General features: G+C 64.9%; 25 protein-coding genes and 1 tRNA gene. 13 read left to right on the top strand and 13 right to left on the bottom strand.

What is annotated here, in order from left to right:
- Window positions 1–183: 183 nt before the first annotated feature.
- The 5 genes from ACFCQI_RS02785 to ACFCQI_RS02765 all read right to left on the bottom strand — a co-directional run bounded on the left by ACFCQI_RS02785 (window position 184) and on the right by ACFCQI_RS02765 (window position 4,576).
- Window positions 184–846, bottom strand: a complete 663-nt coding sequence (locus ACFCQI_RS02785; protein ID WP_395119854.1) for a hypothetical protein — start codon at window positions 844–846, stop codon at window positions 184–186.
- A gap of 114 nt (window positions 847–960) precedes the next feature.
- The gene (locus ACFCQI_RS02780; protein WP_395119853.1) at window positions 961–1,251 is read right to left on the bottom strand and encodes a hypothetical protein; all 291 of its coding nucleotides are present in this window, start codon (window positions 1,249–1,251) and stop codon (window positions 961–963) included.
- Window position 1,252: 1 nt separating this feature from the next.
- A complete protein-coding gene (locus ACFCQI_RS02775; protein WP_395119852.1) occupies window positions 1,253–1,831 on the bottom strand; it encodes a type II secretion system protein in 579 nt (192 codons plus the stop codon).
- A gap of 15 nt (window positions 1,832–1,846) precedes the next feature.
- Window positions 1,847–2,296, bottom strand: a complete 450-nt coding sequence (locus ACFCQI_RS02770; protein WP_395119851.1) for a hypothetical protein — start codon at window positions 2,294–2,296, stop codon at window positions 1,847–1,849.
- Between the two features lie 15 nt (window positions 2,297–2,311).
- Window positions 2,312–4,576, bottom strand: a complete 2,265-nt coding sequence (locus ACFCQI_RS02765; protein ID WP_395119850.1) for a YadA-like family protein — start codon at window positions 4,574–4,576, stop codon at window positions 2,312–2,314.
- 144 nt (window positions 4,577–4,720) lie between these two features.
- On the opposite strand from ACFCQI_RS02765, the gene ACFCQI_RS02760 reads away from it, so the two are divergent.
- The 4 genes from ACFCQI_RS02760 (at window position 4,721) to ACFCQI_RS02745 (ending at window position 12,216) form a co-directional block, all read left to right on the top strand.
- On the top strand, window positions 4,721–7,321 hold the full coding sequence (locus ACFCQI_RS02760; RefSeq protein ID WP_395119849.1) for an AAA family ATPase: 2,601 nt from the start codon (window positions 4,721–4,723) through the stop codon (window positions 7,319–7,321).
- A gap of 220 nt (window positions 7,322–7,541) precedes the next feature.
- On the top strand, window positions 7,542–8,027 hold the full coding sequence (locus tag ACFCQI_RS02755) for a RadC family protein (RefSeq protein WP_395119848.1): 486 nt from the start codon (window positions 7,542–7,544) through the stop codon (window positions 8,025–8,027).
- Between the two features lie 269 nt (window positions 8,028–8,296).
- On the top strand, window positions 8,297–8,824 hold the full coding sequence (locus tag ACFCQI_RS02750) for a hypothetical protein (RefSeq protein WP_395119847.1): 528 nt from the start codon (window positions 8,297–8,299) through the stop codon (window positions 8,822–8,824).
- 149 nt (window positions 8,825–8,973) lie between these two features.
- Entirely contained in the window at window positions 8,974–12,216 is a 3,243-nt protein-coding gene (locus tag ACFCQI_RS02745) for an Eco57I restriction-modification methylase domain-containing protein (protein WP_395119846.1), read from the top strand.
- A 193-nt stretch (window positions 12,217–12,409) separates the two neighbouring features.
- On the opposite strand, the gene ACFCQI_RS02740 is transcribed toward ACFCQI_RS02745, so the two are convergent.
- The 8 genes from ACFCQI_RS02740 to ACFCQI_RS02705 all read right to left on the bottom strand — a co-directional run bounded on the left by ACFCQI_RS02740 (window position 12,410) and on the right by ACFCQI_RS02705 (window position 18,224).
- A complete protein-coding gene (locus ACFCQI_RS02740; RefSeq protein ID WP_395119845.1) occupies window positions 12,410–13,153 on the bottom strand; it encodes a hypothetical protein in 744 nt (247 codons plus the stop codon).
- A gap of 106 nt (window positions 13,154–13,259) precedes the next feature.
- Window positions 13,260–13,335, bottom strand: a tRNA-Phe gene (locus ACFCQI_RS02735).
- An 82-nt stretch (window positions 13,336–13,417) separates the two neighbouring features.
- A complete protein-coding gene (locus ACFCQI_RS02730; protein ID WP_395119844.1) occupies window positions 13,418–13,696 on the bottom strand; it encodes an oxidative damage protection protein in 279 nt (92 codons plus the stop codon).
- A 201-nt stretch (window positions 13,697–13,897) separates the two neighbouring features.
- Window positions 13,898–15,193, bottom strand: a complete 1,296-nt coding sequence (locus ACFCQI_RS02725) for an EAL and HDOD domain-containing protein (protein WP_395119843.1) — start codon at window positions 15,191–15,193, stop codon at window positions 13,898–13,900.
- A gap of 103 nt (window positions 15,194–15,296) precedes the next feature.
- Entirely contained in the window at window positions 15,297–15,743 is a 447-nt protein-coding gene (locus tag ACFCQI_RS02720) for a flagella synthesis protein FlgN (RefSeq protein ID WP_395119842.1), read from the bottom strand.
- Entirely contained in the window at window positions 15,740–16,063 is a 324-nt protein-coding gene (flgM, locus tag ACFCQI_RS02715; protein ID WP_395119841.1) for a flagellar biosynthesis anti-sigma factor FlgM, read from the bottom strand. Before flgM ends, ACFCQI_RS02720 begins: the two co-directional genes overlap by 4 nt.
- A 155-nt stretch (window positions 16,064–16,218) precedes the next feature.
- The gene (flgA, locus tag ACFCQI_RS02710; RefSeq protein ID WP_395119840.1) at window positions 16,219–16,923 is read right to left on the bottom strand and encodes a flagellar basal body P-ring formation chaperone FlgA; all 705 of its coding nucleotides are present in this window, start codon (window positions 16,921–16,923) and stop codon (window positions 16,219–16,221) included.
- Entirely contained in the window at window positions 16,920–18,224 is a 1,305-nt protein-coding gene (locus ACFCQI_RS02705; protein ID WP_395119839.1) for a methyl-accepting chemotaxis protein, read from the bottom strand. Before ACFCQI_RS02705 ends, flgA begins: the two co-directional genes overlap by 4 nt.
- Window positions 18,225–18,432: 208 nt before the next feature.
- On the opposite strand from ACFCQI_RS02705, the gene ACFCQI_RS02700 reads away from it, so the two are divergent.
- The 9 genes from ACFCQI_RS02700 (at window position 18,433) to ACFCQI_RS02660 (ending at window position 26,042) form a co-directional block, all read left to right on the top strand.
- On the top strand, window positions 18,433–19,380 hold the full coding sequence (locus ACFCQI_RS02700; protein WP_395119838.1) for a chemotaxis protein: 948 nt from the start codon (window positions 18,433–18,435) through the stop codon (window positions 19,378–19,380).
- Window positions 19,381–19,548: 168 nt separating this feature from the next.
- Entirely contained in the window at window positions 19,549–19,950 is a 402-nt protein-coding gene (gene flgB / locus ACFCQI_RS02695) for a flagellar basal body rod protein FlgB (RefSeq protein ID WP_395119837.1), read from the top strand.
- Window positions 19,950–20,372 (top strand): flagellar basal body rod protein FlgC, encoded by a 423-nt coding sequence (flgC, locus tag ACFCQI_RS02690; RefSeq protein WP_395119836.1) that lies wholly within the window; start codon window positions 19,950–19,952, stop codon window positions 20,370–20,372. The genes flgB and flgC overlap by 1 nt, the downstream gene beginning before the upstream one ends.
- A 46-nt stretch (window positions 20,373–20,418) precedes the next feature.
- The gene (locus tag ACFCQI_RS02685) at window positions 20,419–21,063 is read left to right on the top strand and encodes a flagellar hook assembly protein FlgD (RefSeq protein ID WP_395119835.1); all 645 of its coding nucleotides are present in this window, start codon (window positions 20,419–20,421) and stop codon (window positions 21,061–21,063) included.
- Between the two features lie 38 nt (window positions 21,064–21,101).
- Window positions 21,102–22,325 carry a flagellar hook protein FlgE gene (gene flgE, locus ACFCQI_RS02680; RefSeq protein WP_395119834.1) on the top strand — a complete coding sequence of 408 codons (1,224 nt, stop codon included), beginning with the start codon at window positions 21,102–21,104 and terminating at the stop codon, window positions 22,323–22,325.
- Window positions 22,326–22,412: 87 nt separating this feature from the next.
- A complete protein-coding gene (gene flgF, locus ACFCQI_RS02675) occupies window positions 22,413–23,153 on the top strand; it encodes a flagellar basal-body rod protein FlgF (protein ID WP_395119833.1) in 741 nt (246 codons plus the stop codon).
- Between the two features lie 49 nt (window positions 23,154–23,202).
- Window positions 23,203–23,988 carry a flagellar basal-body rod protein FlgG gene (gene flgG, locus ACFCQI_RS02670; RefSeq protein WP_395119832.1) on the top strand — a complete coding sequence of 262 codons (786 nt, stop codon included), beginning with the start codon at window positions 23,203–23,205 and terminating at the stop codon, window positions 23,986–23,988.
- An 11-nt stretch (window positions 23,989–23,999) separates the two neighbouring features.
- Window positions 24,000–24,680 carry a flagellar basal body L-ring protein FlgH gene (gene flgH, locus ACFCQI_RS02665; RefSeq protein WP_395119831.1) on the top strand — a complete coding sequence of 227 codons (681 nt, stop codon included), beginning with the start codon at window positions 24,000–24,002 and terminating at the stop codon, window positions 24,678–24,680.
- Window positions 24,681–24,944: 264 nt separating this feature from the next.
- Window positions 24,945–26,042: a flagellar basal body P-ring protein FlgI gene (locus ACFCQI_RS02660; protein WP_395119830.1), complete on the top strand. Its 1,098-nt coding sequence runs from the start codon at window positions 24,945–24,947 to the stop codon at window positions 26,040–26,042.
- Window positions 26,043–26,044: the final 2 nt, after the last annotated feature.

Raw genomic sequence — 26,044 nt, 5'->3', positions numbered from 1 at the left:
CCAATCCCGTCGTGCACCAAGTCACCCAGCCAATCGAACACAATGCAACCGCGCCCCAAAGCGTTAGCAGTCGTCGGGTTCTAGCAAGGCCAGATTGCTTCATGGCTGCTACGAGGTTCTCAATATCTTGTTGGTTCAATGCCATGTCGCTGTCCCCAAGTCACATCGCGGATATCACTTGCGTCATTGAGCGATCGCGCCCGCGCCATCGCTAGATTCATACCAATAGACGCAGTCGTTTTTGACTGAGCAGAAGCTCGGCGACGTCACTTGGACCGCTGTGATTGCCGCTGGCGCGCGAACTGCGGTGGCGTAGAACCCCTGCTTGTCAGCGATAATCAACACCTGCACCTTGGCTTGGAAGTTGACGAAGCCGCCGTCGAGGTCGACTTCGACCATAACCGTGGCATCAGGCACGGGCTTGCCATTGGTCGTCACGACGCCGCTAATTTGAACGGCATGCCGGCTATCAGAAAAATCCAGTTTTGGCTGTGTGACGGGGTTGATCTCGTTACCCGACATTTCGATCAACCTGCGATAGAAGCTACTAGGGCCATCGGCGACAGGGCCATCTGCGACAGTGTTACATTCATCGCATACGGGCTGAGCGGCGACTGAGTCGCCGACGCCCGTCTGGCTCCCCTCATCGCTCGCGCTCGGGGTCCAGTCAGGCGATGCAAACCCAGTTTCGCTTCCCACGACAATAGAGCCACAAGCATCGCATTGACTGCTTTCTACGTGTCCAGCAAACATGGGGACATGGTAGGGATTGGCGGCGGTCATCGACTGAGCGTGAACACCGAGAGAGGTGGCCAGGAAGAGGGCGAAGAGGGCAGAGTTTTTCATGGGCGTAGATCTCGAAATGGATGGTTATTGGGGCGCCGAAATGTGCACCCCTCTCATCTGTTTTCGCAGAAATCCGCCGGCTGTCTATGCCCTAACGCCATCGCATTGTCGATGTCACATCGACAGGTCTGCGAGCTGACGATCGTCTTCGCCATCGAAGAAAAGGTCGATCGGTGTGGCGCCGCACCGATCCCGGATCTGAAGCGACGCGCCAGCACGGATCAGGCGCTCGGCGGCGCCTTCAATCCGATACAGGCTCGCGTAGTGGAGGGCCGTGCGCCCCAGCTCATCCACCGCGTCGAGGCGGATATCGGGATGAGTGTGGCGCAGGGCGAGGAGCCGATCGAGTGAGGCGAGGTCCTCGGTGATCACTGCGGCGTGCAGCGGCAAGTCGTCGTGAGTCATGTCAGTGACCTACGAGATCCATGCCGACGCTCGCATCGGACGTGTTCAACCCGGAGCACCAGTGCGCGACTTTCGACATGTCCAGCTTTCCGTTCGTGTAGACGGAGCCACCGGTGTCTGACGGGCCGCTACCCGCGACGAGGATGTCGTCGAAGCCCATGGCACCAAACGACGCGACGACCTTGGAACACTCGCCGCCCATATCCGGGATGTGGTTGAAGTTGATGTCGAACTGTCGCGCGTCGTTATACCAGGGCGCCACCAGGATCGGACCGTAAGGGGTGACCGCCTCGCCGTTCTGGATCATGGATGGAGGAGCGAGGTGAGCCGTGACCAGGGCGTCGGTGGGCATCGAAGCGTAATTGTGAGCCATGCCCCATGGGCTGGTGCGGAGGCTAGCTACGACCGTGCTGATCTCGTCATTGACTGTGGACCCTTCGGAGGACGCGTTAGCCGACTGGAACACCGCGAAGACGACAGCAGCCGCACCGATGACGAGGGCGAACACTAGGATGACTTCGAGCAAGCCGAAGCCTTGCCGACGCCGGTATTGGGGCAGGTGGAGAGCGAGAGTAGTCATGGGAAATCCTTCAAGTTAGTGAGTGATGAGATCGAAGCCGAGCGACGCGTGCGCACGACACGCGCTCACGAGCTTCGAGTGATCGAGATGGCCACTGGTGTAGACCGAGTCGCCGATCGCGGTGGGCGCGGCGTCGGCGATCCAGATGTCATCGAAGTGCGCGGCGACTTGGGTGATGAACGGCACGCAGTCATGCCGGGGCAGGCCGTCCAGGTGGAGGCCGAAGCGCTGGAACGTGGCCACGTCTCCGAAGTGTTGGCCGGAGAAGGCGATCAGTGCACCCCAAGGCAGGGACGCTACTGATCGGGGATCTGCCAAGTCGGAATAACTCCCATCATGCGAAGCGCGAACCTCGGCAGCGGCCGAGACCGCGGTCTCAGCTGCCGAGCGGAGGTTGCCTTGGGCCCGGGCCGCCGAAGTGGCGACCAAGGCAGCAAGGACGAGGGTAGAAAGGATGGATTTCATGTCGTGTGCTCCCGATTACCAGCTATAACCAATGCCAGCGCCCAAGGTCCGCTCGGAACCCGAGATCGCGCCGTGGAAGCTGACTGAGACGTGCCCACCGGACATCACGTGGCGGTAGCCGACAGCCAGGGCGTTGTGCCCGCCCGCGAAGCCGACGCCTGCCGCGAGCGAGTTGTCACCGCGGAAGTTTGCGGCCATGGCCGTGGCGGCTGAGCCAACGGCGGTCACTCGCGAAAACCGGTCATCGAGCTGACGGAATTTCCAGTCGGTGTATGAATTGGCTTGCTGCACGGCGGCGGCCGCTTGCTGGTCGGTGTAGCTCTGCGCCCACGATTTGACGTTCGACACCTGGCCGTCGGTGTAGGTCTCCGAGGTCGTGACGGCCGAAGTCTCGGCGGCTTGGACTTGCGAGACATTTGCTGCGTCAGTCGGGGCGGAACCAGCGGCCACGTTGTGAATCGTCGTGCCGTCAGCGCCAGCCAGCGTCACGCTCGACTTGTCCGTGCTGTCGTAGTGCACGGCCAATGCATCGGAACCATTCCCGGTCCCGGCTGGCCCTTGCGGACCCTGTGGGCCTTGCGGGCCAGTTGCACCCGTGTCGCCCTTCGGCCCTTGCGGACCCTGTGGGCCTTGCGGGCCAGTTGCACCCGTGTCGCCCTTCGGCCCTTGCGGACCCTGTGGGCCGGCCGGTCCCTGAGGGCCAGCCGGTCCAGTGCCCGAAGCCGGCAAGTTGTCGATCCGCGTATTGACGGCAGTCAGCCCGTTGTCGAGGGCTGACAAGGCAGACCCAACGTCGTAGTAGCTACCCGCCGCGACAGGCGAAGTGAAGACATAAGTCGGAGCCGTGTTCGACAGCAAGCTCGCGCCGCCGCCGAAAATCGAGGTGACGAGATCACCTTGGCCGACCGTCATCGCGTCGTGCGGTGCGGTGCCATCGGCCAGGTTTACGAGGCGGCGATAGATCCCTGACTGACCGTTGCCGAAGCTCACCGTGCTCGACTGATCAGCGAGAGAACCGTTGCCGATGGCAGTGCTGAAAGCGGCAGTGGCTTGCGATCCATAACCGAATGCTTCCGCACCTACACCGGTCGCGGCGCTATCCACGCCGACGGCGGTGTCCTGGCCACCGGTGCCATTGGCGGCGGCACCGAGCGTGCCGGCCTGAGCGCGAGCGCCGATGGCGACGTTGAAAGCGGTGTTGCTGTTGCCCGCTTGTGCCCCGGCGCCGACGGTCGTGCCATCGGTGCCCTGGGCGCTGGCGGTCGTGGTGGTGTCCGTGGAGGCGAGCCACACAGGAGCAGCGCTGCCAGTCCCGGTGCCGATCTGGCTATTCAAATACGAGAGCGCAGAGCCGACATCGTGATACGTGTTGCCACCGAGGCTGTAGGTCGGAGCGGTGAAGGTGCCGCCGTTGAACGATGCGCCACCGCCGAGTGCCGCGGTGCTCTGCATGAGCTGGTTCAGCGTCGTGACGTCCTGCGGAGCCGTGCCGTCGGCGACGTTGACGAGGCGCCGGTAGTAGCCGACGGTCGGACTGCCGATCGAGGTGGCGTTCGGGTCGCCGAAGCTCACCGTGTCGCTCTCAGTCGCGCGGCTGCCCGCACCGATCGCGTCGCTGTTCTGTGCTGTGGCCTGAGCGTTGAAGCCCCAAGCGTTGGCGTAAGGCGCGCTCGAAATGCCGCCGATCGCGATCGAGTGATCTGAGCCCGTGGCGGAGCCGAGAATAGCGATGTTGCTCAGGCCGATCGCTTGCGCGCTTGCACCCGCGGCGAACGCGCCGTTGCCCTTCACGACGACATTTGAGCCGATTCCGGTGGCGTTGAAGCCATCGACCTGCGTGTAAGCACCGATCGCCGTCGAATACTTCGTGCTTCCCGTGATCTGTGTGTCCGTCGTCGCGTGAGAGCCGATCGCGATATCGCCGGTGCCGATTGCAGTGCTTGAGTAGCCACCGGCGAAGGTCTCCGCTCCCCAAGCTTGCGAGGAGTAGCCGATCGCCGTGGCGTATGCGTTCGCGTTCGTGGTCGCGGGGTCGAACCCGCCGTTATATCCAGCGAGCGAGCCATTCCCGATCGCCGTCGAGCCGTTGGTCAGCGCTCGCCCGCCGAAAGCCACGGATTGAGCGCCGAGCGCTTGCGTAGCGGGAGTCGCGTTCGGAAGCAGTGCGTTCGTCGTGTCGCCGACGCAGATATACGTGTAAGGGCAGGTTGAGGCGAATGCCGATTGGGCGAGTAAGGCGAGCGCGATGGGGATCGCTCGGAGATATTTGTTGGGGCGCATGATTGGGACCTGTTGTCGCGGGCGAAATGCCCGGGTCCCAATTCAAGCTAGCCATATTTCGCCGAGTCGGAAGTCCCCCCTCCAATGCATTTTCGGCCCGGGAGTAATCTATGGACTTAGACCACTCGGAACAGGGATTGAACCATGGCAGCGACAGGGGGCAAGAAAGCAGCACAGACCATTGAGGCGTGGCTCAATGAGCGCAGTGACTGGTTGCGGCGGGCGGCTTCTGAATTTCTCGCCAGGCGTCGTCATCCCGACCAAGAGGAGATCGCCGCGCTGGCTGATCACTGCCTGGCAGAAGCCCGGCAGGAACTGAAGCAGAAGTTCGCGCCACTTGAGAACGGGTCTATCGAGGCTGTCCCCACCGGGCCTGAGATTCGATTGAAGTCGGTGAGCCAGATCAAGGGAGTGAACGCATTACGTGCTGATGCCGTTCTCAACTCGGATCAAGGAAACCTCACGGTCATCTACGGAACGAACGGAAGCGGAAAGACCGGCTATGCGCGCTTGATCAAGGAAATCTGCGGATCCAAGACCAAGGACGACCGCCTCTTCGGAAACGTGTTTGACGGGGATAACACGCCGCCGGAAGCGGTCGTGGTGCTCGCAATCGACGCTAAGGATCAACCGCCGCAGCAGTGGAAGCTGGCCACGGGGCCCATTCGGAACTTGGTATCTACAGTCCAGGTGTTCGACACGACAGCTGCAACGCTGTTCACGGACAAGTCGAATGCGGCAACCCACGAGCCCCGAGCAATGCGGTTCCTTTCTGGGCTGATTGCGGCTTCCGACGGTGTGGCGGCCGAGCTTCGCCGCCGAAGAGACCTCACAGTATCGAAGTTGCCAGCCCTACCAAATGAACATGCGAACACGCCGGCAGCGCAGTTCTTCGCCAAGGCGTCACAGGCCAAACCTCATGAGGTCAATGAGGCCTGCGCACTTCCGAAGAATATCGACGAAGAAATTGTCGAATTGGAAGGGGCGCTCGCGGCTGAGGATCCCGCCGGAAAGATTGCGGCCCTGTCGGCCAGCCTCCAGCGCAACACGGATATCCGCACGACATGCGAGGAGCTGGCGAAAGGGCTAGCCGATGAAGCCATCCGGACGGTGGTGGCCGCGCGGAAGGACGCGACCACGAAGCGATCGGCAGCCACCGCTTTCGCCAAGGAACTCTTCGAGGGCATTCCGCTGGCGGGTGTGGGTGAGGCGGTCTGGCGTGAGCTCTGGAACCACGCAAAGAACTACTCGGAAGCGGTTGCCTACGTCGGGAGTGACTATCCCGTGCTTGGCGGCCAGGCTCGGTGTGTGCTGTGCCAGCAGGAACTCGGAGACGAAGCGAAGGGTCGCATGCGCAGCTTCTCCGAGTATCTGGAGGGCGCGCTGGAGACCACGGCCAAGGCCGCCGAGCAGCTGCTGGCCGATGCCGTGACCGACTTCGTCAACGCTCCTGAGGCGACCTTTTGGCCGCTGGTAGAGGCGGCAACCGGTCTCACCGAAGACGCCCTCAAGCCCCTTCAGGACGTTCTGTCGGACCGTTTCCGTGCGGCCGAGAAATCCGAGGACCCAGCGGGACTCCCGCCTCTTGACTTCTCTCGCCTGCTTGATGCCTTGAGCAACAAGGATGCCGGACTTCAGCGTGAACGCGAGGCACTGATTGCGGTGGCCGGGGCACAAGGGCGGGCAGAGAAGACGGCTCGCCTAGGGGTGTTGAAAGCACAGAAGTGGCTGGCGAGTATCCGGCCCTCCTTGCTTGAAGAATGCGAGAGGCAGGCAACGCTCAAGTCGCTCGATGATGCAGTGGCGCTGACCGTCACGACTGCACTGACGAAGAAGGTCGGTGAGGTCGCCAATGACTATCTTGTCAGCGGTTATGTCGAGCGCTTCAATAAAGAACTTGCGGGGCTGGGTGGGAGCCAGGTCCGTGTGAAGTTGAACACCAAGTCCGAAGGCAAGGGCCGCTTCAGCTTCAGTCTCGATCTGAAAGAAGCGAAGACCAAGGTCGCTCCGAGGATGGTCCTGAGCGAAGGCGAGCAACGGGCGGTCGCGTTGGCGTCCTTTCTCGCAGATGTCACCGGTGGTGCCCGCGCGGCGCCGGTAATCTTTGACGATCCGATCTCATCGCTCGATCAAGACTTCGAGGAAGCGGTCGCCACTCGGTTGGTTGAATTGAGCCGGACTCGGCAGGTCATCGTATTCACGCACCGCTTGTCGATGATGACGTTGCTTCAGGCTGCTGCAAGCAAGATAGTCGAATTCGGTCAGCAAGTTTCCGTGGCGGTCCAGGTGATCGCCCGAACGGCTGATGGCGCGGGCGTGCCCTCAGAATTCGACATCTTTTCCCAGAAGCCGAAGGCGGGTCTCAACAGCCTGCTTCAGGGGATCAGCAGTCTGGCCAAGGTGCCTGCGAACGTCGAGCCATACGCACGAGCTGGTCTTTGCAGCACCTTCCGTCTCTTCCTGGAGAAGATCGTGGAATACCACCTGTGCGCGGATGTTATAGCCCGCTATCGAAGGGACGTTCAGACGAAGAACAAGATTGCCAAGTTGGCGCTGGTGACACCGGAGGACTGCCAGCTGATTGATGAAATGATGTCGAAGTATTCCGGCTTCGTGCACTCGCAGGCTCAGGAGGCACCTACAAAAGTCCCGTCGGCTGAGGTGCTCAAGGATGATGTGACGCAGGTGAAGACTTGGCTGGAAAAATTCGACGAGAGGGTCAAGGTCGCCTTCCCTGGGAAGTGAGGCGGTGCGGCTAAGGGACCGCCCACCGCTCTCCGCAACACTGGCTTGCACCTATTCGTGAGCCAGGATGGCTAGCGATCGTCCCGCGCAAGGGGCAAGCCCTCGTCCACGATGTTCCCGCCTCCATCCGCCGCTGTGCGGCGGAGTTCCGGTGCTGCAGGCCTCTTCTCGCGTCGCTCATCGAGGCCCACGGCGCAATCCCGCGCCGCGGGAGAAGATCATGAGCCTCATCCGCGACAGCCAAGGCAACTACCGCCGCAAGGGCGACATCACCGAGCAAGACATCCTGAGCACCGCCGAGGCGCTTCTGCGAGCGAAGCTGGAACGGCAAGGCAGCATCAGCAACCCCTCTGATGCAAGCGACTACCTTCGGATGCGCCTCGGCAGTCTGCCGCACGAGGAATTCCACATCCTGTGGCTCGACAATCGCCACCGGATCCTGGATTGCCAACGGCTCTTCAACGGCACGATCGATGGCGCCAGCGTGCACTGCCGCGAAGTCATCCGAGCAGCACTCGACATCAACGCCGCAGCCGCCATCCTGGCTCACAATCACCCAAGCGGTGTCTCGGAACCCAGTGCAGCAGATCGCGCGCTGACCACCGAGTTGGTCAACGCCCTGAAAATCGTCGGGGTGCGGGTCCTCGATCACCTGGTGGTGACCGCCGGGCCAGTGACGAGCTTTGCGGCACGCGGGCTGATGTAGCCCGCGCTTCACCCCTCAAACGAAAGCGCCGGCTAGGCCGGCGCTCTGCTGTGTAGGCGCCCCGTTCGTCGGTTCCACCGGACGATGGTGTCGGCAGGCGTTCGCCGGACGCCGCGGTCGGATCGGGCCGGACTTGCGGGGCGAGGTCAGCATGAACTGCTGAGCGTCAGAGCGATGTAGGCGGACCACGCCTTCGGCTGTCGGATTGGCGCGGCAGGGGATATCCGTTTGCCCATACCATGTGGGGACGCCAACCTGGACAGGCTCACATGGTCTCCAAATCCTCACTTCTCGGCGCCGCAGGCGAGCACTTCGTCATGTGCCAGCTCCTACGCCGTGACTTCATCGCCGCGCTCGCCCCGGCCGGGGTGCCGAACGCCGACATCATCGTGTCCGACGACCTGGGCCACCGCCTCTCAGCGATCCAGGTGAAGTCGCGCGTCGCCAAGGGCAGCGACGGCGGTTGGCACATGAAAGCGAAGCATGAAGAGATCGTCGGTGCCTCACTGTTTTACGTCTTCGTCGATTTCGGGGACCCCGAAGGACACGAGCCCCCAATCTGCTGGGTGGTCCCAAGCGCCGTAGTAGCCGACGTGATCAGGCGCTCCCACGCCGCGTGGCTGGCGGCACCCGGGAAAGGCGGACAGGCGCACCAGGACGGCGTGCTCCGGCGGTTCCTGCCCGACTACGATCGGAAGGGGCTCTCGATCGGGTGCGGGGCTGGATGGCTGGATCCATACCGGGAGGGGTGGGAACAGCTATCGCCAGCGACCGCAGCTGCAACTTGCTCCATGTAGAAGCTGAGGGCCCTATGCCGGAGGAGGGCCAATCTCCCCTCGCTGCCGTGGATCGCACTGCCGAAAAATGGTCTGAGCCAGCTGTCAGTCGTTGACAATATGCAGGTGTTCGGTAGACAAAGGTGAGTTGATTCTCACAGAGGCCCCTCATGGCAAGAAAGACCAGCGTTGCTGCCGTTACGGCCGACTACACCGAGGTCGTGCAGGCCTTCAAAGATATTGATCGGAAGCGCCGCAAGCCGTGGCAAGGTGAAGAGGAAGTCCGTCTGGGGTGGATCGCCGCTTTGGAGAAGGCAACGGGCTTCGATTTCGATGCCGAGCGGCAAAACCGGGACAGCAGCTACAACAATGTGGTCATCGAGTTCAAGGGGCCTGGCCTTTTCAAGGGTGCCACCAAGAGTGCGAAGTTCGTTGAAGCGACGGACAAAAGGCTCTTGCCCTACATCCAGAAATTGGCGAAGAAGCAGGGACTCCCGGAGGCCGATTACATCGGGATCGCTATCGACGGGGAGCACGTCTGTTTCACTCAGGTGCGAAACGGGGCTATTCATGCCGGCCACCTCCTGCCGTTCTCGATCCAGTCGTTTGCTCTGGTGGTTGACGCTTGTTTGAGCAGCGTTCGCCCGGCGGTGGACTCGGACAACCTTATCCGGGATTTCGGGCATGGCTCACCCGTCGCGACCGGCGTGATGCAGGTGTTCGCCGATGCGCTATCGACGGCGTTGAAGGACCACGCGCCCTCCAAGATCAAAATGCTCTACGAGGAATGGAAGAGCCTCTACGGCCAAGTGGCGGACCTGACCGTGGATCAGAAAGCCGCCATCGACCAGGTGTTGAACTTCACCTGGCGCGGGCCGGCCGCACAAAGCCTGTCCGGACGATTGTTCGTCATCCATACCTACAACTCGCTGTTGATCAAGTTGCTGGCGGCCGAGATTGTTTCCGCCCACGACCTGACAGCGGAGAAGGCACCAGCGGAAACGATGTGTGCACTGCTCGGTCCTGCTGCGCTGATCCAGAAACTCGACAGAGACATTGAAGGCGGACGACTTTTCAGCGCCGCCAACATCAATGGGTTTGTCGAAGAGGCGATCTTCAGTTGGTATCTGGAAGCCGGTCGGGACGCTCGCTTCCAAGCACCGCTGGTCCAAGCGTTGAAAACGCTGTTGGGCAAGTTGGCGTTGTATCGGACGGATCACCTGGAACGCCAGCGTGACGCCCTGCGCGACTTCTACCAGGGCCTGGTGCCGGAGACGCTGCGAAAGAGCCTGGGCGAGTTCTACACGCCGGATTGGCTGGTGGATTTCACGGTTGACCAGGTCAAGAAAGGGAACTGGCTGGGTAAGCGCATGCTGGATCCCACCTGCGGGTCCGGCGCTTTCCTGATTTCAGTGTTGAGGCGCAAGAAGAAGGAGGCCAAAGACAACGGATGGGAGGCTGGTCCAACCATTGCGGCACTTTGCGACGAGGTGTGGGGGTTTGACCTTAACCCGCTGGCCGTCCAGACCGCCCGCGTCAACTTCCTGATGGAGATTGCGGACCTGCTCAAACAAGAGCCAGGAACCGCGATCGAGATCCCAGTGCTACTCGCTGACGCGATCTATTCGCCTGCGCCTGATCCGATTGACGGTGAGAAGGTCGTGCTTTACGAAATCGGCAGCAGCGAAGCCAACCTGAAAATCAAGCTGCCTGCTCCGCTGGCTTTCAATCGGGATCGGCTCGATGCCGTGCTTCAGGTCATGGGAGAACAGGTCGAGAAGGATCAGGAGTTTCGTAAGGTCCAAAGACTCCTGTTGTCCTCGGGGCTCGTCACCCCTAAGGAGGACAAGGAATGGTCGGCACCGCTCCAAGAAACCTACAGCCAGGTGCTTGCGCTTCACCGCAAGAACTGGAACGGCATTTGGTTCCGGATCGTCCGCAACTTTTTCTGGTCGGCCACTGCTGGGAAGTTCGATGCCATCGTCGGCAACCCGCCATGGGTGCGTTGGTCCAGCCTCCCCGAGGCCTACCGCAACCGGGTCAAGAAGGTTTGCGAAGGCTACGACATCTTCTCGAAGACCAAGCATCACGGCGGGAACGAGTTAGACATTTCCGCCATGATCACCTACACCACGGGCGACAAGTGGCTCAAACAAGGCGGGAAGTTGGCCTTCGTTATCACCCAGGCCGTGTTCCAGAACCCGTCCTCGGCAGGGTTTCGTAACTTCCGCATCAATGAGACCGGCAACCTCGTTCCCGTCAGTGTGGACGATTTGAAAGCGTTGAAGCCGTTCCCAGATGCGGCGAACAAGACGGCAGTGGCCGTGTTCGTCAAGACCAAGAAGGCGCCGGTCTACCCTGTGCCTTACAAGGTATGGGATGCAGTTCCAGGGGAAAGCCGTTCCATTGATCCCACCATCAGCTGGACCGATGTCGCGGCCAAGGTCAAGCGAACCGGCATGGAGGCAAACCCGGTGTCCGAGTCGGACACGGGCTCGCCTTGGGCCATCCTTGCCCCGGGGCGGTTCCAGGTTCTTCAACCGATGTCCATGGTGGGGGAAGACCCTTGGGTGGAGGGGCGCAAGGGGATCACGGTGGACCTCAATGGGGTCTATTTCGTGAGGGTGCTGGAAATCAGCGAAGCCAAACAACAAGTTCGGATCCAGTCTCGGCCCGAAGCCGGGAAGAAAGATATCGGTCCAGCACGCAAGCAGTGGATCGAGCCCAATTGGCTTTACCCGCTCATCAAGGGGGCGGCCGACTTCAAGCCCTGCTACCTAAAACCCGTGGAAGAGCTATTCGCCATCGTTCCGAACAAGGGCATCAAGAAGGGCGACTTCCAGCAAGCAGGGCGTGAATACGCGGAGCTGAATCGCACCAAAGCCTACTTCAACGGCTTCAATCAAGGAGCCGATCGACTGCTCGAAATGCGTTCCACCTATCGGGGTCGGATGGAGCCGATGGGAGCGCCGTATTACGCCATCTACAATGTGGGCGACTTCACCTTCAAGCCTTGGAAGGTCATCTGGGCAGAAATGTCAGGGAAGTTCAGCGCTGCCGTGGCGGGCAGTGCAGACGTTCCGCTCGTCGGAAAGCGCCCCTACGTGCCGGATCACAAAATCTTCTTCGTGGCCCTGGACGACAAGAAAGAGGCCCACTACCTCTGCGGCATTCTAAACTCGGCGACGGTCGCGGAGTTCGTGGAAAGCCACAATGTGGCGATCCAAGTGGGTGACATTTTCAAGCACATGCGGTTGCCCGTGTTCAAGCCTAAGAACCCTGATCACCTGGCGCTCGCTCGATCGGTCGAGAAGGCGCATGGGGAGCACGATGCCGACAAGCGAAGCACTCTTGTGGAGAAGGTTAGAGCGGAAGCGGACGCCATCATGGCGGGTTGGTTGGCGTCGTTGTAGCCAACCAGTATTTCCGTCCGATCAGATACTGGTGAGCGATTGTGAGAGGGGCTGGACGATCCAGCAATGGATTCTCAGCCCCTGCTACACCACCCGCTGGAGCAAGCAGAGAACCGTGAGTTGAGGGGAGCTGCGTCCAACGCTGTTCGCGCATAGCCGAATAGAGTTGAACGGAGACTTCACGGACGAGAGATCATCCCCGACCCCGCCCCTTCCCATTGCTCGTCGGGGCGATTTGATCGAGCAGTGCGGCTCGCTCGCTGGCTTGGGCTTGCCCCGCCAGGTAATCGGCAGCCAGCCTCGAAAATTCCGCCATGCGGTCAAGGTAGTGGCTGAGCGTGAGTTGCTCGCAAGTCGCGTCTCGAACCTGCTCCCAGGGCAGGTCCATGGACGCGATCAGATCGACAGGTCGATGGATATTCCCAAGCCTACGCTCGGGAACCACCACGAAGACCCACTCATCGTCCGGAAGCCCAGTGCTCAGGAAGCCGGCGAAAGTAGCGTGAGCAACCTTCTTGCGCCGTCCTCCGCGCATCATCGGCTCGTCCATCCCATAAGCCTCAAGCGCTTCGCCAGACAGCGGGACGCCATCGGCATCCGCAGCAGTAGAAGTCGTGGGTGGGGACGGCGTCGCTGCGGATGTCGAGGCATCGGGAGATGCTGTTCGTGCAAGTTGCTCCTGCACGTAGCGCTTCAACTCGCCAACTGGGTAGCCGATGCCATCGTCATCGATCCAGCCCGGTGGACGCTTCCCCTTCTTTCGCCAATCGCTGAGCGTGCTGATGCTTTTGTTGAGATAGCCCGCTGCTTGGCCTTGTGACGCAATCTTGTGATCGCCGTAGCGTTCAAGATCGATCAGGAAGGGATCGCTGCTGAGCTCTTTGACGGAGCGTTTGATCATGTCCGCAGGATAAGGAGCCACGCGCACGGCGATCAAGGCCGAGCCGGGGAGACCCTTTGTGGGCATGGCCAGCCGCGGGAGTCACGGCGGAGCCACAAAACAAAATAGCCCGCTGAAAAGCGGGCTAAGTCGTTGATTCTAATGGTGGCCGGGGACGGAATCGAACCGCCGACACGGGGATTTTCAATCCCCTGCTCTACCAACTGAGCTACCCGGCCGGGAACCTGGCGATCAAGCACAACCGGGTGGGTTGCCGTTGATGCGTGGAGCCGTGCATTAGACCGAAAGTGTGCGGAATCGTCAAGATGCGGAGGGCGGCGGGGTGAAGCCGGCGGCATGGTCGACGTCGCCGCCGAACAGGAATTTCTCCATCTGCTCGCCCAGGTACTGGCGCGATTTCGCGTCGAGCGGGTTGAGCCGGTATTCGTTGATCAGGGTGGTCTGGTGGGCCAGCCATTGCTGCCACGCGGGCTTGGAGATCTCGGCATAGATGCGCTGGCCGAGGGGGCCGGGCCAGGGTGCGAAGTCGAGGCCTTCGGCGTCGACGTGGAGCTTGCTGCAGTGGATGGTGCGGCTCATCGGTTCATTCCTGTGCGCCCGCGCGAAAAGCGCGCGGGTACGGCGGGGGAGTGTGCGATGCGCGCGGGGTCGGGTCGCTGATCTGCGGCAAGCGGAGTGGCCGACGCGGCGCATTCGCGACGAGTGCGCATTATCGGCGATGGGCGCGGGCTTGTCGCGCGGGGGTGTGTGACAAGCCCCCGGCGGTGGCCCGGTGTGCGGTCAGGCGGCCTGCTTGCCGTTGGCGGAGGCGAACACCTGGTCGGCCCACTGCGTGGCGCCCAGGTAGATCGAGGCCATGCTCATGATGCGCTGGGGCGTGGCCATGCCGCTGGTCATTTCGCCGGCTTCCCAGGCGATGATCTGCTTGAGCAGGGTGCCGTACGGACCGCTGCGGTCGGTCAGCGCGTCGCTGACTTCCGGCACCAGCCGCAAATGGCTGAGCAGGAAATCCATCGGTGCGCACATCAGCGTGTCCAGCAGCGAGAACAGGCCCACGGTGAAGGCGGTTTCAGGCGAGATGGCCGAGTTGCCGGCGGCGAATTTCTCGCACATGTGCGCACGGATCAGCGCCGCGCGCAGCAGCTCGGGCGGGTGGTCGTCCATGCCGCACAGGGACATCGTCTCGATCCAGTTGCGCATGCGCGTGACGCCGAAGAAGATCGCCGCCTGCTGCACCGACTTCAACTGGCGCGGCAGGGCGAAATAGGCGGAGTTCACGCAGCTGAGCAGCTTGTAGCTCAGCACGGCGTCGTCGCGGATGATGTTGCCCAGTTCCACCGGCCCGGGGTTCTTTTCCTGCAGCGCGCCCATCAGCCGCAGGATGCTCATGCGGTTGGCGGTGAGCACCGGTACGGCGACGGGCTGCGGGATCAGCAGGAACCGTCCCTGGATCGCCTGCACCTGCAGCTCCAGGCAGCGCTCGTAGGTGGGGTGGTCGTTGACCTGGCCGATGACCACGCGGATGCCGCGGGCGAACAGGTACTCGGTGCGCTCCTTCAGCGTCTCCGGCGTCAGCCGGCTGGCGTCCAGCCGCACCAGTTGCACGATCTGCAGCAGCGCCTGCAGCTGGCGGCTGCTTTCCGGGTCGATGTCGCCGGCTTCCAGCAGCAGCTGGCAGCCGCGTTCGGCCATCTGCTGCAGGCGCTTCATCAGCGCCGCGTCGTCGGCCACCGAAGGTTGCAGCACCACGCCAAGGCGCGGCTGGTGCAGCAGCACGTCGGAGTCTTCGGGCAGCAGTTCGGCGGGCAGGTTGAGGAAGGCGCGGTTGCCGCGCACCAGCCGCGTCAGCGCGCCGTCGGTGATGGTGGAGAGCACGCTGCGCAGCAGGTTCTGCTCGTCACCCGGCTCGCAGTGGAAGACGATTTCATAGGCGAACAGGTTGCGCTCGCGGTCGAGCATCGGCGTGCGCAGCACCGGCAGCGGCGTGGCCAGCGGAACGAGTGCCGAGGCGGGGGGCTGTTCGGCGGCGCTGGCGTGGTTCGGGGAGGCGACGGGGGAGGCGTGGAGATTGCTCATGGTCGGTCATCGCATCGGTGCGGGGCCAGCCGGCGCCGGCCGTGTGGTCAGTGGGGGTGTCGCCTGCGGGGACAGGTGGCAGCGAAGGGGTGGGATGTCGCGTTCATGCGGCGGCCAGCGATTTGGAGCGCAGGCTGCCGTGCAGTTCGCCGCCGCTGCCATAGAGTTCGCCTTCGCCGGCGTGGCCGGTGAGGATGGCCAGCGCCTGGCGCAACTGGGCCAGCCGCTGGTTGACCAGGCTGCCGTTGCGCAGGTTCAGCGCGTGGCAGTGGCGCAGCACCTGCAGGATCTGCGCCCAGCGCGATTCGCGCGATGCGTCGCTGACCGGCTGCTGGCGCTGCAGCAGCCGACGGTCGGCGTCGAGTTGCTCCAGTTGCTGCATCAGCGCCTGCTTGCGGTTGCCCGCCGCGTCCAGCGCTGCCGCGTCGGCGATGTCCAGCGCGGCACGCTCGGCTTCCAGCGTGGTCTGCAACTGCTCGGCACGCTGCTGCATCTCGTCCAGAACGGACGCGAGCGCATCGTTCAGTTCGTACTGCAGCGGCTGCCTCATGCCTTGTCCGTGCCGCCGAGTTGCTGATCCATCGCCAGCAGGCGTTCGGCGATCTTGCCGGCGTCGATCTTGTAGCTGCCGTCGGCGATGGCCTGGCGCACCTGTTCGACGCGTTTGGCGTCGATCGGCGAGGCGTCGCCCAGCCGGGCGACCTCCTGCAGTGCCCGCGCCGAATCGGTCAGCTTGAGCTGATCGGCGTTGCGTGGCGCCGCGACCGAAGCCTCCGGCGCGGCGGCTGCATTGGCCGAGGTGCCGCTGCCCGTGCCGCTGCCGGCCTGCGGCAGCTTCGGCAAACCGTTGTTGGTAATCGTCGTGTTCATTGAACCCGTCCCGCTGGAGTGTGCCCTGTGACTGGATAATCGGCCGCTGTCCGGAAAACTTTAGCAGCCCGTCGAAAAATCGACCGGGCCGCGACCGTCGCTCGCGCCGTGGCGCAAGTGACTGATTTTCATGGTTCGAATGAGGGGTGTCGGTTTCATGGCAGGGCCACCACCACGCCCGGCGCGCTGACCATGGCGTCGATCACCCGCCCCGATGCCGCGTTGCGCACGCGCAGGCGGGCGCCGTTGTCGCCGCTGCCCAGCGCCACGCCTTCGGCGCGCACCGAGATGCCTTCGAGCTGCGCCAGCACCTGCACGTGGTCGCCCGCGCGCACCATGCGTCGCCCGCCCAGGCTGCCGGGACTGAGCACGCTGCCGCGCGCCAGTGCGCGCGAAAGCGTGCGGCCGGCGATCTGGTCGAGGTTGTCCAGGTAGCCGTAGCCGAGGCGGGTCACGTCGCGTTGCTCGACGTGCACGTCGGCGGCGCCGATGCCGTCGCCGCGCAGCAGCGCGCGGCTGCTTACCAGCACCTGGCGAAACACCTGCAACTGGATCGGCACGCGCACGATCCAGCCGCCGGGCTGCGGGCACTGCACCGGCACGGTCATGCGCGAGCGCGGCTGTGCCTGTTCGGAAACGAGCGCGCGCAGCGGCTCGCTGCATGCGTCCAGTTGCAGGCGCGTGTCCAGCGGTTCGGTGCTGACCACGACGCGGCTGCCGGGTCGGCTGTAACGATCTTGCATCGCCTGTTCGGCTGCCGCGCGCACGCTGTCGAGCGACTGCGTGGCAGCGGCATGCGCGGTGGCGCTGCCCAGCAACGCGACCAACCCGACGGCGGCGAGGGCGGCGCGCAGGGTCATGCGTCGGCCAGCAGGGCGTCGAGCTGGGCGAGCAGGGCGTCCTGGCCCGCTTCGAGTTCGCGTGCCACGGCGCCGGCCTGGTCGAGTTGCCCGGCGCCGAGCAAGGTGATGAAGCGCTGGCCCTGTTCGCCCAGTTGGGTGCCGGCATCGCCGAGCGCGGCGCCGTTGTCGCCGCCGCGACGCAGCCGGGCGAGCCGCTGCACGCCGCTGACCAGGGCGTGGGTGTCGAACCAGCGCCGGTCCAGCGCGGCCGGTTCGAGCAGGGCCAGGCTCATCGCCTGGCGCAGGTTCATGGCCGCTTCGCGCACGGTCAGGCTGAGGCTGGCCGGGTCGTTGCCGCTTTCGCCTTCCAGCCAGTCCAGGCCAAGGCGATGCGCCAGCAGGGCGGCGCGATGGAGCGATTCGGATTGGCGCCGCGCCTCGCTGCTGCGTCGCTGCGAAGCGCCCAGTGCCGCCTGCGCGGTGGTGGCGCGCGCGTGTTGCGCGTCGTGACCCTGTTGCAGCTTGCGGATGCGTTCGCTGGCGGTACGCAGGGTGGCGCTGCCTTCGCCCAGCTGGTTGCTGCACTGGCTCACGCCGACCTGGGCGCGCTTGAGCTGCTGCAGGCCGTGGTTGACGTCGCCATCGAGCTGCAGCGAGAAATCGCCGATGGAGACGGTGACGGTCTCGATTTCAGTGGTGGTCAGCGCGGTTTTCTCGGCCAGCTGCTTGACCTCGTCGGCCACCACCGCGAAGCCGCGCCCGGCCTCGCCGGCGCGGGCCGCCTCGATGGCGGCGTTCAGCGCCACCAGGTTGGTCTGATGGGCGATCTCCTGCACGGCGCCGGTCAGCTTGCGTATCTGCGCGACCTGTTCGGCCAGCTTGCTCTGGTTGCGGTTCATTGCGCTGAGCGCGCTGCGCAGCAGGCGCAGCTGGCCGTCCAGCTCGCTGACGCCGTCGGCGCCGACGCTGCCGGCGTGGCTGGCCTGCTCCAGGTCGGCGCCCAACTGCTGCAGGGCCGTCGAGATCCCGGCGCTGCCATCCGTCAAGCGATCGACGCTGGCGCGGCTTTCGGCGGCGGCCTGGTCCAGTGCGGTCTGCTCGCGCGCCAGTTGTTGTGCGGCGCCGAGCACGAGGCCTTGCTGTTCCATGGTCTGCAGCGCCACCGCCGACGGCGGCCGGCTGGCGGCGCGCGCCAGCAGCGGCGCCAGTACCGCGGCGGTGCGCGGGTGGCGGTGTCGCAGCACGGCGAGCTCGGCGTCGTCCCCTTGGGCGGCGGCTTTCACCAGGGCGGCAATGTGCTGTTTGAGAAGAAAGCTCATGGTGCTGGCGTCGACTCGCAAAGGAATGGAATGGCTGCTGCATCGGCCACAGGTGTCGAAGCTTGAGCAAGCAATCCGCATGCCAGTGGGTGCGGCGATGTGATCACCCCACCACTGGGGGCGGGCTTTGCCGGCTAAAGGCGGGGCATGCCCGGCCGATAGCGCAGCAGACGGTCGCGTGGCGGCCGCGCTTGCCGAGGGAGGCCGCATGGCCGGCACATTGCTGGAGAAAGTGGAGCAGCACACGCGGCTGGCCGGGCACAACCGGGTGGCGATGCTGTTGTTCCGGCTGGGCGACCAGCAGTTGTTCGGCATCAACGTGTTCAAGGTGCGCGAGGTGCTGCGCCGACCGCCGATGGAGCGCCTGCACGGCGTGCACGAGTTGATCGCGGGCAGCTGCGATTACCGCGGGCAGACCATTCCGGTGATCGATCTGGCTGCCGCGCTGGGTTACGCGCCGCTGCGCGAGGTGGAATCGGCGCACCTGATGGTGACCGAGTTCAACCGCTCGGTGCAGGGTTTCCTGGTGGCCGACCTGCAGCGCATGGTGCATTGCGCGGGCGACGCGATGGCAGCGCCGGCCAGTGCGCTGGGGTTCGGTTCGCGGGTGAACGCGGTGACCCGGGTCGATGGCGCGCTGCTGGCGGTGGTCGACGTGGAGCACGTGCTGGCCAGCATCGACGCACCGCCGGCCGAGCTGTCGGCGGGGCTGCAGCGCGAGGCCAGCCATCGTTCGCTGGCGTCGCGGCGGGTGATGGTGGTGGACGATTCGGGCATCGCGCGGCGGCGGCTGGTCAACCTGTTCAAGCAACTGGGCACCGATTGCGTGGTGGCCAAGGACGGGCGCGAGGCGCTGGAGCGGCTGCTGGAGCTGGCCGCGGGCGACCCGGCGCAGGCGATCGAACTGGTGGTATCGGACATCGAGATGCCGCGGCTGGACGGCTATGCGCTGACCCGCGCGATCCGCGAGGCCCCGACGCTGCGCCGGATCAAGGTGCTGTTGCACAGCTCGCTCAGCGGCATGTTCAACGAGGGCATGGTGAAGGAGGTCAAGGCCGACCGCTTCGTGGCGAAGTTCCACCCCGACCAGCTGGCGCAGGCGGTGATGGAGTTGCTGCCCGAACCCGTCGCCGCGCCGCAGGCGGCAACCGGCTGACGCCGGGCGCGCGGCGCCGGGGCCGCGTCAACAAACCGTCTTTCGCCGCGGCATCTGTCTGACGGCGCCGCGCGACATGCGCGGAATTCGAGCTGCCGCAAGGCTTCCCGGCCCGTGGCATGCAATTTGCCTTTCGCTTCCGTGCAGCAGTGCATGCGGAGCGAAACAATGAACCCGTCCACCCCCAATCTGTTCGGCATCCATACCCAGGCGCTCGACCTGTGGCAGCGCCGTACCGAAGTGCTGGCCAACAACCTGGCCAACGCCGACACGCCCGGATACCTGGCGCGCGACGTGGATTTCCGCAAGGTGCTGGCCACGGCCAGCGACGCGGCGAACGGCGTGGCGCTGGAAACCGATGCGCCGGGCCAGATCGCCGGTGCCGGGCGCAGCGCCGAGGCGCTCGCCTACCGCGTGCCGACCCAGCCCAGCATGGACGGCAACACCGTCGATGCGCAGGTGGAGCAGGCCGCGTTCGCCGCCAACGGCGTGCATTACCAGGCCAGCCTGTCGTTCATCACCGCGCAGATCCGCATGTTGCGGATGGCGATCAACGGAGGCCAGGGCTGATGTCGATGTTCTCCATCTTCAGCGTGGCCGGCTCCGGCATGGCCGCGCAATCGACCCGCCTCAACACGGTGGCCAGCAACCTGGCCAATGCCGACAGCGTGGCCAGTTCGCCCGAAGCGGCCTACCGCTCGCGCGAGCCGCTGTTCGCGACTGTCCGCAACCAGCAGGGCGCAAGCGATCCGAACGCGCCCGGCGACGGCGTGCAGGTGCTCGGCGTCACCGAGAGCCAGGCGGCGATTCCCCGCCGCTACGAACCGGGCAACCCGCTGGCCGATGCCGACGGCTACGTCTATGCGAGCAACGTCAATCCGGTCGACGAGCTGGTCAACATGATTTCCGCTTCGCGCTCCTACCAGAACAACGTCGAGGTGATGAACTCGGCGCGCCAGCTGCTGCAGAAGACCCTGGACCTGGGCAAGTGAGGCGCCAGCACATGAATCACCTTCACTCCGCCACGAGGAACCACGCATGAGCGACATGGCGATCGGCAATGCCGCCAGCGCGGCGAAGGCAGCCAGCCTGGGCAAGGAGAAAACCCTGGGCCAGGCCGACTTCCTGAGCCTGCTGGTGCAGCAGATGCGCAACCAGGACCCGACCAAGCCGATGGATTCATCGCAGATGGTCAGCCAGCTCGCGCAGATCAGCCAGGTCTCGGCGACGCAGGCGTTGCAGGCCTCGTTCGACGATCTCGGCAAGTCGCTGCAGGGCAACCAGATCCTGCAGGCGAGCGGGATGATCGGCCGCGATGTGGTGGTGCCGGCCGAGGCCGGCACGCTGGCCGCGAGCGGCATGGACGGCGCGGTCAACGTGCCCGACGGCGGCGGCCAGGTGTTCGTCAAGATCACCGACGCCAGCGGCACCGTGCTGCGCACGATCGACCTGGGCAAGCCCGCGGCCGGGCTGGTGCGCTTCCACTGGGACGGCATCGGCGACAACGGCGAGGCGCTGGCGCCGGGCACCTACGGGCTGGCCGCGCAGGCGGGCAATACCGCCGTGGCGACTTACGTCAGCGGCAAGGTCACCGGCGTGGGCATGACCGGCGCCGACGGCACCTATCTGGACGTGGATGGTTTTGGCGGGGTCCTGCTGAGTCAGGTCGCACAGATCAACTGACGACCTCAAGGGTCGCAACCGAACGAGGAAATGCTCCGATGGCATTCAACATTGCACTGAGCGGTCTGAACGCCGCCTCGAAAGATCTCGAGGTCACGGCCAACAACATCGCCAACACCGGCACCACCGGTTTCAAGGGCTCGCGCGCGCAGTTCGCCGAGCTGTTCAGCGCGGCCGGCCCCAACTTGAGCTCCAGCCAGGTCGGCAGCGGCGTGCGGCTGACCAACGTGGCGCAGCAGTTCACCGCCGGCAGCGTGGAGACCACCAACAACAGCCTGGATTTCGCCCTGAGCGGCGAGGGCTTCTTCACCATCCGCGACGGCAAGGGCTACTCCTACACCCGCGCCGGCGCCTTCCAGAAAGACCAGAACGGCTACGTGATGAACGCCAACGGCCAGCGCCTGCAGGTGTTCCCGCCGGTGGCCGGCGGCGGCTTCGACACCAGCACCATGACCGACCTGCAGCTGTTCACCGCGCAGAACGCGGCCAAGGCCACCAGCTCGGTGCAGATGGCCTTGAACCTGCCTTCCGACGCCACGCCACCGGCCACCGCCTTCGACCCGCTGAACGATCCGTCCAGCTACAACCAGGCCACGCCGTTCACCGCCTACGACTCGCTCGGCGCCACCCACAACGGCGTGGTGTATTTCGTCAAGGACGCGGCGGCCAACGTGTGGAACGCCAACCTCTACATCGACGGCACCGCGGTCGGCACGCCGCAGACGCTGACCTTCGGCAGCAACGGCAGCCTGGTTGCCCCTGCCAACGGCCAGCTCGCGTTCCCCGCCGCGGCGGTGAGCCCGGGTGCCGACCCGATGCAGCTGACCCTGGACATGACCAAGGCCACCCAGTTCGGCAACGCCTACGCCGCCAGCGCGATCAACCAGGACGGCTATCCCACCGGCATCCTGTCCAGCATCGACGTGTCGCGCGAAGGCGTGGTGCAGGCGAAGTATTCCAACGGCCAGAGCACCGCGCTGGGCCAGCTGGCGATCGCCCAGTTCAGCAACGAACAAGGCCTGCGCCAGCTCGACAACACCAACTGGGCGGCCTCGTACGACTCCGGCACGCCGGTGATGGGCGCGGCCGGCAACGGCACCTTCGGCAGCGTGCAGGCCGGCGCGCTGGAGGCCTCCAACACCGCCGACCTCACCGCGCAGCTGGTCAACATGATCAAGGCGCAGCGCAACTACCAGGCGAATGCGCAGGTGATCTCCACCGACAACCAGCTGACCCAGACCATCATCAACATCCGCAACTGAGGAGTGAGGAACAAGGAGTGAGGAGTGAGAGAAGGCGGCTTTCTCTCTCTTCTCACTCCTCTCCACTCACTCCTGAAGGAAGTCCCCATGGATCGTTCGCTTTACGTAGCCATGACCGGCGCCACGCAGATGATGCGGGCGCAGTCCGAGGTGGCGCACAACCTGGCCAATGCCGACACGGTCGGTTTCAAGGCGCAGCTGTCGGCGTTCCAGCCGCTGGTGATCCAGGGGCCGGGGCTGGCCACGCGGGTCAACGGCGTGGCGCACGGGCTGGGTGTGGATCTGCGCGAGGGCGGCCAGATCGAGACCGGCCGCACGCTGGACGTCGCCGTGCAGGGCACCGGCTGGATCGCGGTGCAGGGCGCCGACGGCAGCGAGGGCTACACCCGCGCCGGCGAACTGCGGCTGACGCCGGACGGCCTGCTCACCGACGCGCGCGGCAACCTGGTGCTGGGCGAGGGCGGCCCGATCAGCGTGCCGCAGAGCAGCCAGATGAACATCGGCGCCGACGGCACCGTGTCGGTGGTGCCGATGGGCCAGTCGCCGGAAACCATCGCCGCGGTAGGCCGGATCAAGCTGGTCAACCCGCCGGTCGACCAGCTCGCGCTGGGCAGCGACGGCCTGATGCACCTCGCCGACGGCACTACCGCGCAGGCGGACCCGGCGGTGGCGCTGAAATCCGGCGTGCTGGAGTCGAGCAACGTCGACCCTTCGCAGACGCTGGTGCAGATGATCCAGCTGTCGCGCCAGTACGAGCTGCAGATCCGCTCGATCAAGAGCGCCGACGAGAACGCGCAGGCTGCTTCGCGCCTGCTGCAGATGACCTGACCGGCCTCGCCAAAACAGACATCCAGACGTCCAGACGGAGTCCAACGACATGTTTTCATCCTTGTGGGTAGCCAAGACCGGCCTCGATGCGCAGCAGACGCGCATGGACGTCATCTCGAACAACCTCGCCAATGCCAACACCACCGGCTACAAGAGCGCGCGCGCCGCGTTCCAGGACCTGGTCTACCAGAACCTGCGTCAGCCCGGCGGGCAGACCACCGAGCAGACCCAGGCGCCGTCCGGCCTGATGCTGGGTACCGGCGTGCGCGTGGTCGGCAGCGAGAAGCTTTTCACCCAGGGCAACATCGAACAGACCGGCAACTCGCTGGATCTGGCGATCCAGGGCCGCGGTTTCCTGCAGGTGACGATGCCCGACGGCAGCATCGCCTACACCCGTGACGGTTCGCTGCACATGGACCAGAACGGGCAGATCGTCACCGCCAACGGCTACGCGCTGGATCCGGCGCTGAGCGTTCCGCCCAATGCGCAGAGCATCACCATCGGCAGCGACGGCACGGTCAGCGTGAGCCTGCCCGGCCAGGCCGCCACCCAGCAGATCGGCACCGTGCAACTGGCCGATTTCATCAACCCCGCCGGTCTGCAGCCGAACGGGGACAACCTCTATCTCGAGACCGCCTCCAGCGGTTCCCCGCAGATCGGCCAGCCCGGCCTGAACGGCCTGGGCACGCTGGCGCAGGGCGCACTGGAGTCCTCCAACGTCAACGTGGTGGAGCAGATGGTCAACATGATCGAGACCCAGCGCACCTACGAGATGAATTCCAAGGCGGTGTCGGCCGCCGACTCGATGCTGCAGTTCCTCACCAACAAGACCTGAGGCGCGACGTGATGCTTGCCTGCCGTTTCCCCCTTGCCCTGTGCGCGCTGGCCCTGCTGGCCGGCTGCGCCAGCGGCCCCGGCGCGCGCGACGACGCGCAGTGGGCGCCGACCTCGCCGCCCGCCCCGCAGATGGCTGCGACGCCCGCCGACGGCTCGATCTACCACGACCAGCAGAACATGGAGCTGTTCGCCGATCCGCGCGCGCATCGCGTGGGCGACATCCTCACCGTCGCGCTGGTGGAGAGCACCCAGGCCAGCAAGAAGGCCACCACCACCACCAGCAAGACCGACAAGGCCAAGCTCGCCTCGCCCACCGTGCTCGGGCATGCGCTGGCGATCGGCGGCAAGGTCGCCGACATCGGCCTGGACGGCGAGCGCAGCTTCGACGGCGCCGGCTCGAGCAGCCAGAGCAACCAGCTCACCGGGCAGATCACCGTCACCGTGGCGCAGCGCCTGTCCAACGGCAACCTGATCGTGCGCGGCGAGAAGTGGCTGACCATCAACCAGGGCCAGGAGCTGGTGCGCATCGCCGGCATCGTGCGTCCGCAGGACATCGGCCAGGACAACGTGGTGCCGTCCACCCGCGTCGCCGACGCACGGATCAGCTACACCGGTCGCGGCACCCTCGCCGACGCGAACACGCGCGGCTGGCTGTCGCGCTTCTTCAATTCCAAGTGGATGCCCTTTTGAATGAACGCCCATTTGTCCATTGGCTTGACGGGTGCGCGGAGGCACGAGGGTGCGAACCCGCACGGCACCTTTGCCCCTTCTCCCCCTCGGGGAGAAGGTTGGGATGAGGGGCGGATTGTCGCGAGCAAATCCACGCACGTACGCAACGCCTTTGCTTTCATGTGTCGCCTCGCCCACCTCTTTCGCAAGCGTGTCCTCTCACCCCAACCCTCCTCCACCCGCAAGGGGACTCCCTTCGGTCGCCGCAGGGGAGAGGGAGCCAGTGTGCGGTTCGTGTCTGGCATCGCGCTGTGCCTGCTGCTCATCGCCCCGGCCCACGCCGACAAGATCCGCGACCTGGTGCAGGTGCAGGGCGTGCGCAGCAACCAGCTGATCGGCTACGGCCTGGTCGTGGGCCTGGACGGCTCGGGCGACCAGACTACGCAGGCGCCGTTCACCACGCAGAGCCTGGAGAACATGCTGCAACAGTTCGGCATCACCGTGCCGGCCAATGCGCGGCCGCAGTTGAAGAACGCCGCGGCGGTGATGGTGACGGCCGACCTGCCGCCGTTCGCCAAGCCGGGCCAGACCATCGACGTCACCGTCGCCTCGATCGGCAACGCCAAGAGCATCCGCGGCGGCCAGTTGCTGATGGCGCCGTTGCGCGGCGCCGACGGCAACGTCTACGCGGTGGCGCAGGGCAGCGTGGTGGTCGGCGGCATCAGCGCGCAGGGCAAGAGCGGCTCCAGCGTGCAGGTGAACATTTCCGCCAGCGGACGCATCCCCAACGGCGCCTCGGTGGAACGCGTGGTGGCCTCCTCGTTCGCCGGCGGCGGCGACCTGATGCTCAACCTCAACACGGCGGATTTCACCACCGCCACGCGCATCGCCACCGCGATCAACCACGCGTATGGCGCCGGCACCGCGCAGCCGGTGGACGGCGGCACCGTCTCGGTGCGCGGCCCGCAGGACCCGGCGCAGAAAGTGGCCTGGCTGGGCGCGATCCAGAATCTCGACGTGCAGCCGGGCGATGCGCCGGCGCGGATCATCGTCAACTCGCGCACCGGCACCGTGGTCATCGGCTCGGACGTGCGCGTCACCGCCGCGGCGGTGGCGCACGGCGCGATCCAGGTGACCATCGGCGAACAACCGCAGGTCAGCCAGCCGGCGCCCTTCAGCCAGGGCCAGACGGCGATCGTGCCGTCCAGCAGCGTGCAGGTCAGCGAGGAAGGCGCGCACATGTTCAAGTTCGGCCCGGGCGTGAGCCTGGACGCCATCGTGCGCGCGGTGAACCAGGTCGGCGCCACGCCCAGCGACCTGATCTCGATCCTGCAGGCGCTGAAGCAGGCCGGCGCGCTGCATGCCGACCTGGTGGTGATCTGAGC

Origin of the sequence: Rhodanobacter sp. FW102-FHT14D06, assembly GCF_043950705.1 — a bacterium.
In the GTDB taxonomy this organism is placed as follows: Bacteria; Pseudomonadota; Gammaproteobacteria; order Xanthomonadales; family Rhodanobacteraceae; genus Rhodanobacter.
Note: the sequence above shows the minus strand (reverse complement) of the source record. Positions and strands in the feature narration are given on the sequence as shown.

Excerpts from the sequence above, each read along its gene's own strand:
- ACFCQI_RS02785 (WP_395119854.1), bottom strand. The coding sequence starts at position 846 with ATGAAAAACTCTGCCCTCTTCGCCCTCTTCCTGGCCACCTCTCTCGGT.
- ACFCQI_RS02780 (WP_395119853.1), bottom strand. The coding sequence starts at position 1,251 with ATGACTCACGACGACTTGCCGCTGCACGCCGCAGTGATCACCGAGGAC.
- ACFCQI_RS02775 (WP_395119852.1), bottom strand. The coding sequence starts at position 1,831 with ATGACTACTCTCGCTCTCCACCTGCCCCAATACCGGCGTCGGCAAGGC.
- ACFCQI_RS02770 (WP_395119851.1), bottom strand. The coding sequence starts at position 2,296 with ATGAAATCCATCCTTTCTACCCTCGTCCTTGCTGCCTTGGTCGCCACT.
- ACFCQI_RS02765 (WP_395119850.1), bottom strand. The coding sequence starts at position 4,576 with ATGCGCCCCAACAAATATCTCCGAGCGATCCCCATCGCGCTCGCCTTA.
- ACFCQI_RS02760 (WP_395119849.1), top strand. The coding sequence starts at position 4,721 with ATGGCAGCGACAGGGGGCAAGAAAGCAGCACAGACCATTGAGGCGTGG.
- ACFCQI_RS02755 (WP_395119848.1), top strand. The coding sequence starts at position 7,542 with ATGAGCCTCATCCGCGACAGCCAAGGCAACTACCGCCGCAAGGGCGAC.
- ACFCQI_RS02750 (WP_395119847.1), top strand. The coding sequence starts at position 8,297 with ATGGTCTCCAAATCCTCACTTCTCGGCGCCGCAGGCGAGCACTTCGTC.
- ACFCQI_RS02745 (WP_395119846.1), top strand. The coding sequence starts at position 8,974 with ATGGCAAGAAAGACCAGCGTTGCTGCCGTTACGGCCGACTACACCGAG.
- ACFCQI_RS02730 (WP_395119844.1), bottom strand. The coding sequence starts at position 13,696 with ATGAGCCGCACCATCCACTGCAGCAAGCTCCACGTCGACGCCGAAGGC.
- ACFCQI_RS02725 (WP_395119843.1), bottom strand. The coding sequence starts at position 15,193 with ATGAGCAATCTCCACGCCTCCCCCGTCGCCTCCCCGAACCACGCCAGC.
- ACFCQI_RS02720 (WP_395119842.1), bottom strand. The coding sequence starts at position 15,743 with ATGAGGCAGCCGCTGCAGTACGAACTGAACGATGCGCTCGCGTCCGTT.
- flgM (WP_395119841.1), bottom strand. The coding sequence starts at position 16,063 with ATGAACACGACGATTACCAACAACGGTTTGCCGAAGCTGCCGCAGGCC.
- flgA (WP_395119840.1), bottom strand. The coding sequence starts at position 16,923 with ATGACCCTGCGCGCCGCCCTCGCCGCCGTCGGGTTGGTCGCGTTGCTG.
- ACFCQI_RS02705 (WP_395119839.1), bottom strand. The coding sequence starts at position 18,224 with ATGAGCTTTCTTCTCAAACAGCACATTGCCGCCCTGGTGAAAGCCGCC.
- ACFCQI_RS02700 (WP_395119838.1), top strand. The coding sequence starts at position 18,433 with ATGGCCGGCACATTGCTGGAGAAAGTGGAGCAGCACACGCGGCTGGCC.
- flgB (WP_395119837.1), top strand. The coding sequence starts at position 19,549 with ATGAACCCGTCCACCCCCAATCTGTTCGGCATCCATACCCAGGCGCTC.
- flgC (WP_395119836.1), top strand. The coding sequence starts at position 19,950 with ATGTCGATGTTCTCCATCTTCAGCGTGGCCGGCTCCGGCATGGCCGCG.
- ACFCQI_RS02685 (WP_395119835.1), top strand. The coding sequence starts at position 20,419 with ATGAGCGACATGGCGATCGGCAATGCCGCCAGCGCGGCGAAGGCAGCC.
- flgE (WP_395119834.1), top strand. The coding sequence starts at position 21,102 with ATGGCATTCAACATTGCACTGAGCGGTCTGAACGCCGCCTCGAAAGAT.
- flgF (WP_395119833.1), top strand. The coding sequence starts at position 22,413 with ATGGATCGTTCGCTTTACGTAGCCATGACCGGCGCCACGCAGATGATG.
- flgG (WP_395119832.1), top strand. The coding sequence starts at position 23,203 with ATGTTTTCATCCTTGTGGGTAGCCAAGACCGGCCTCGATGCGCAGCAG.
- flgH (WP_395119831.1), top strand. The coding sequence starts at position 24,000 with ATGCTTGCCTGCCGTTTCCCCCTTGCCCTGTGCGCGCTGGCCCTGCTG.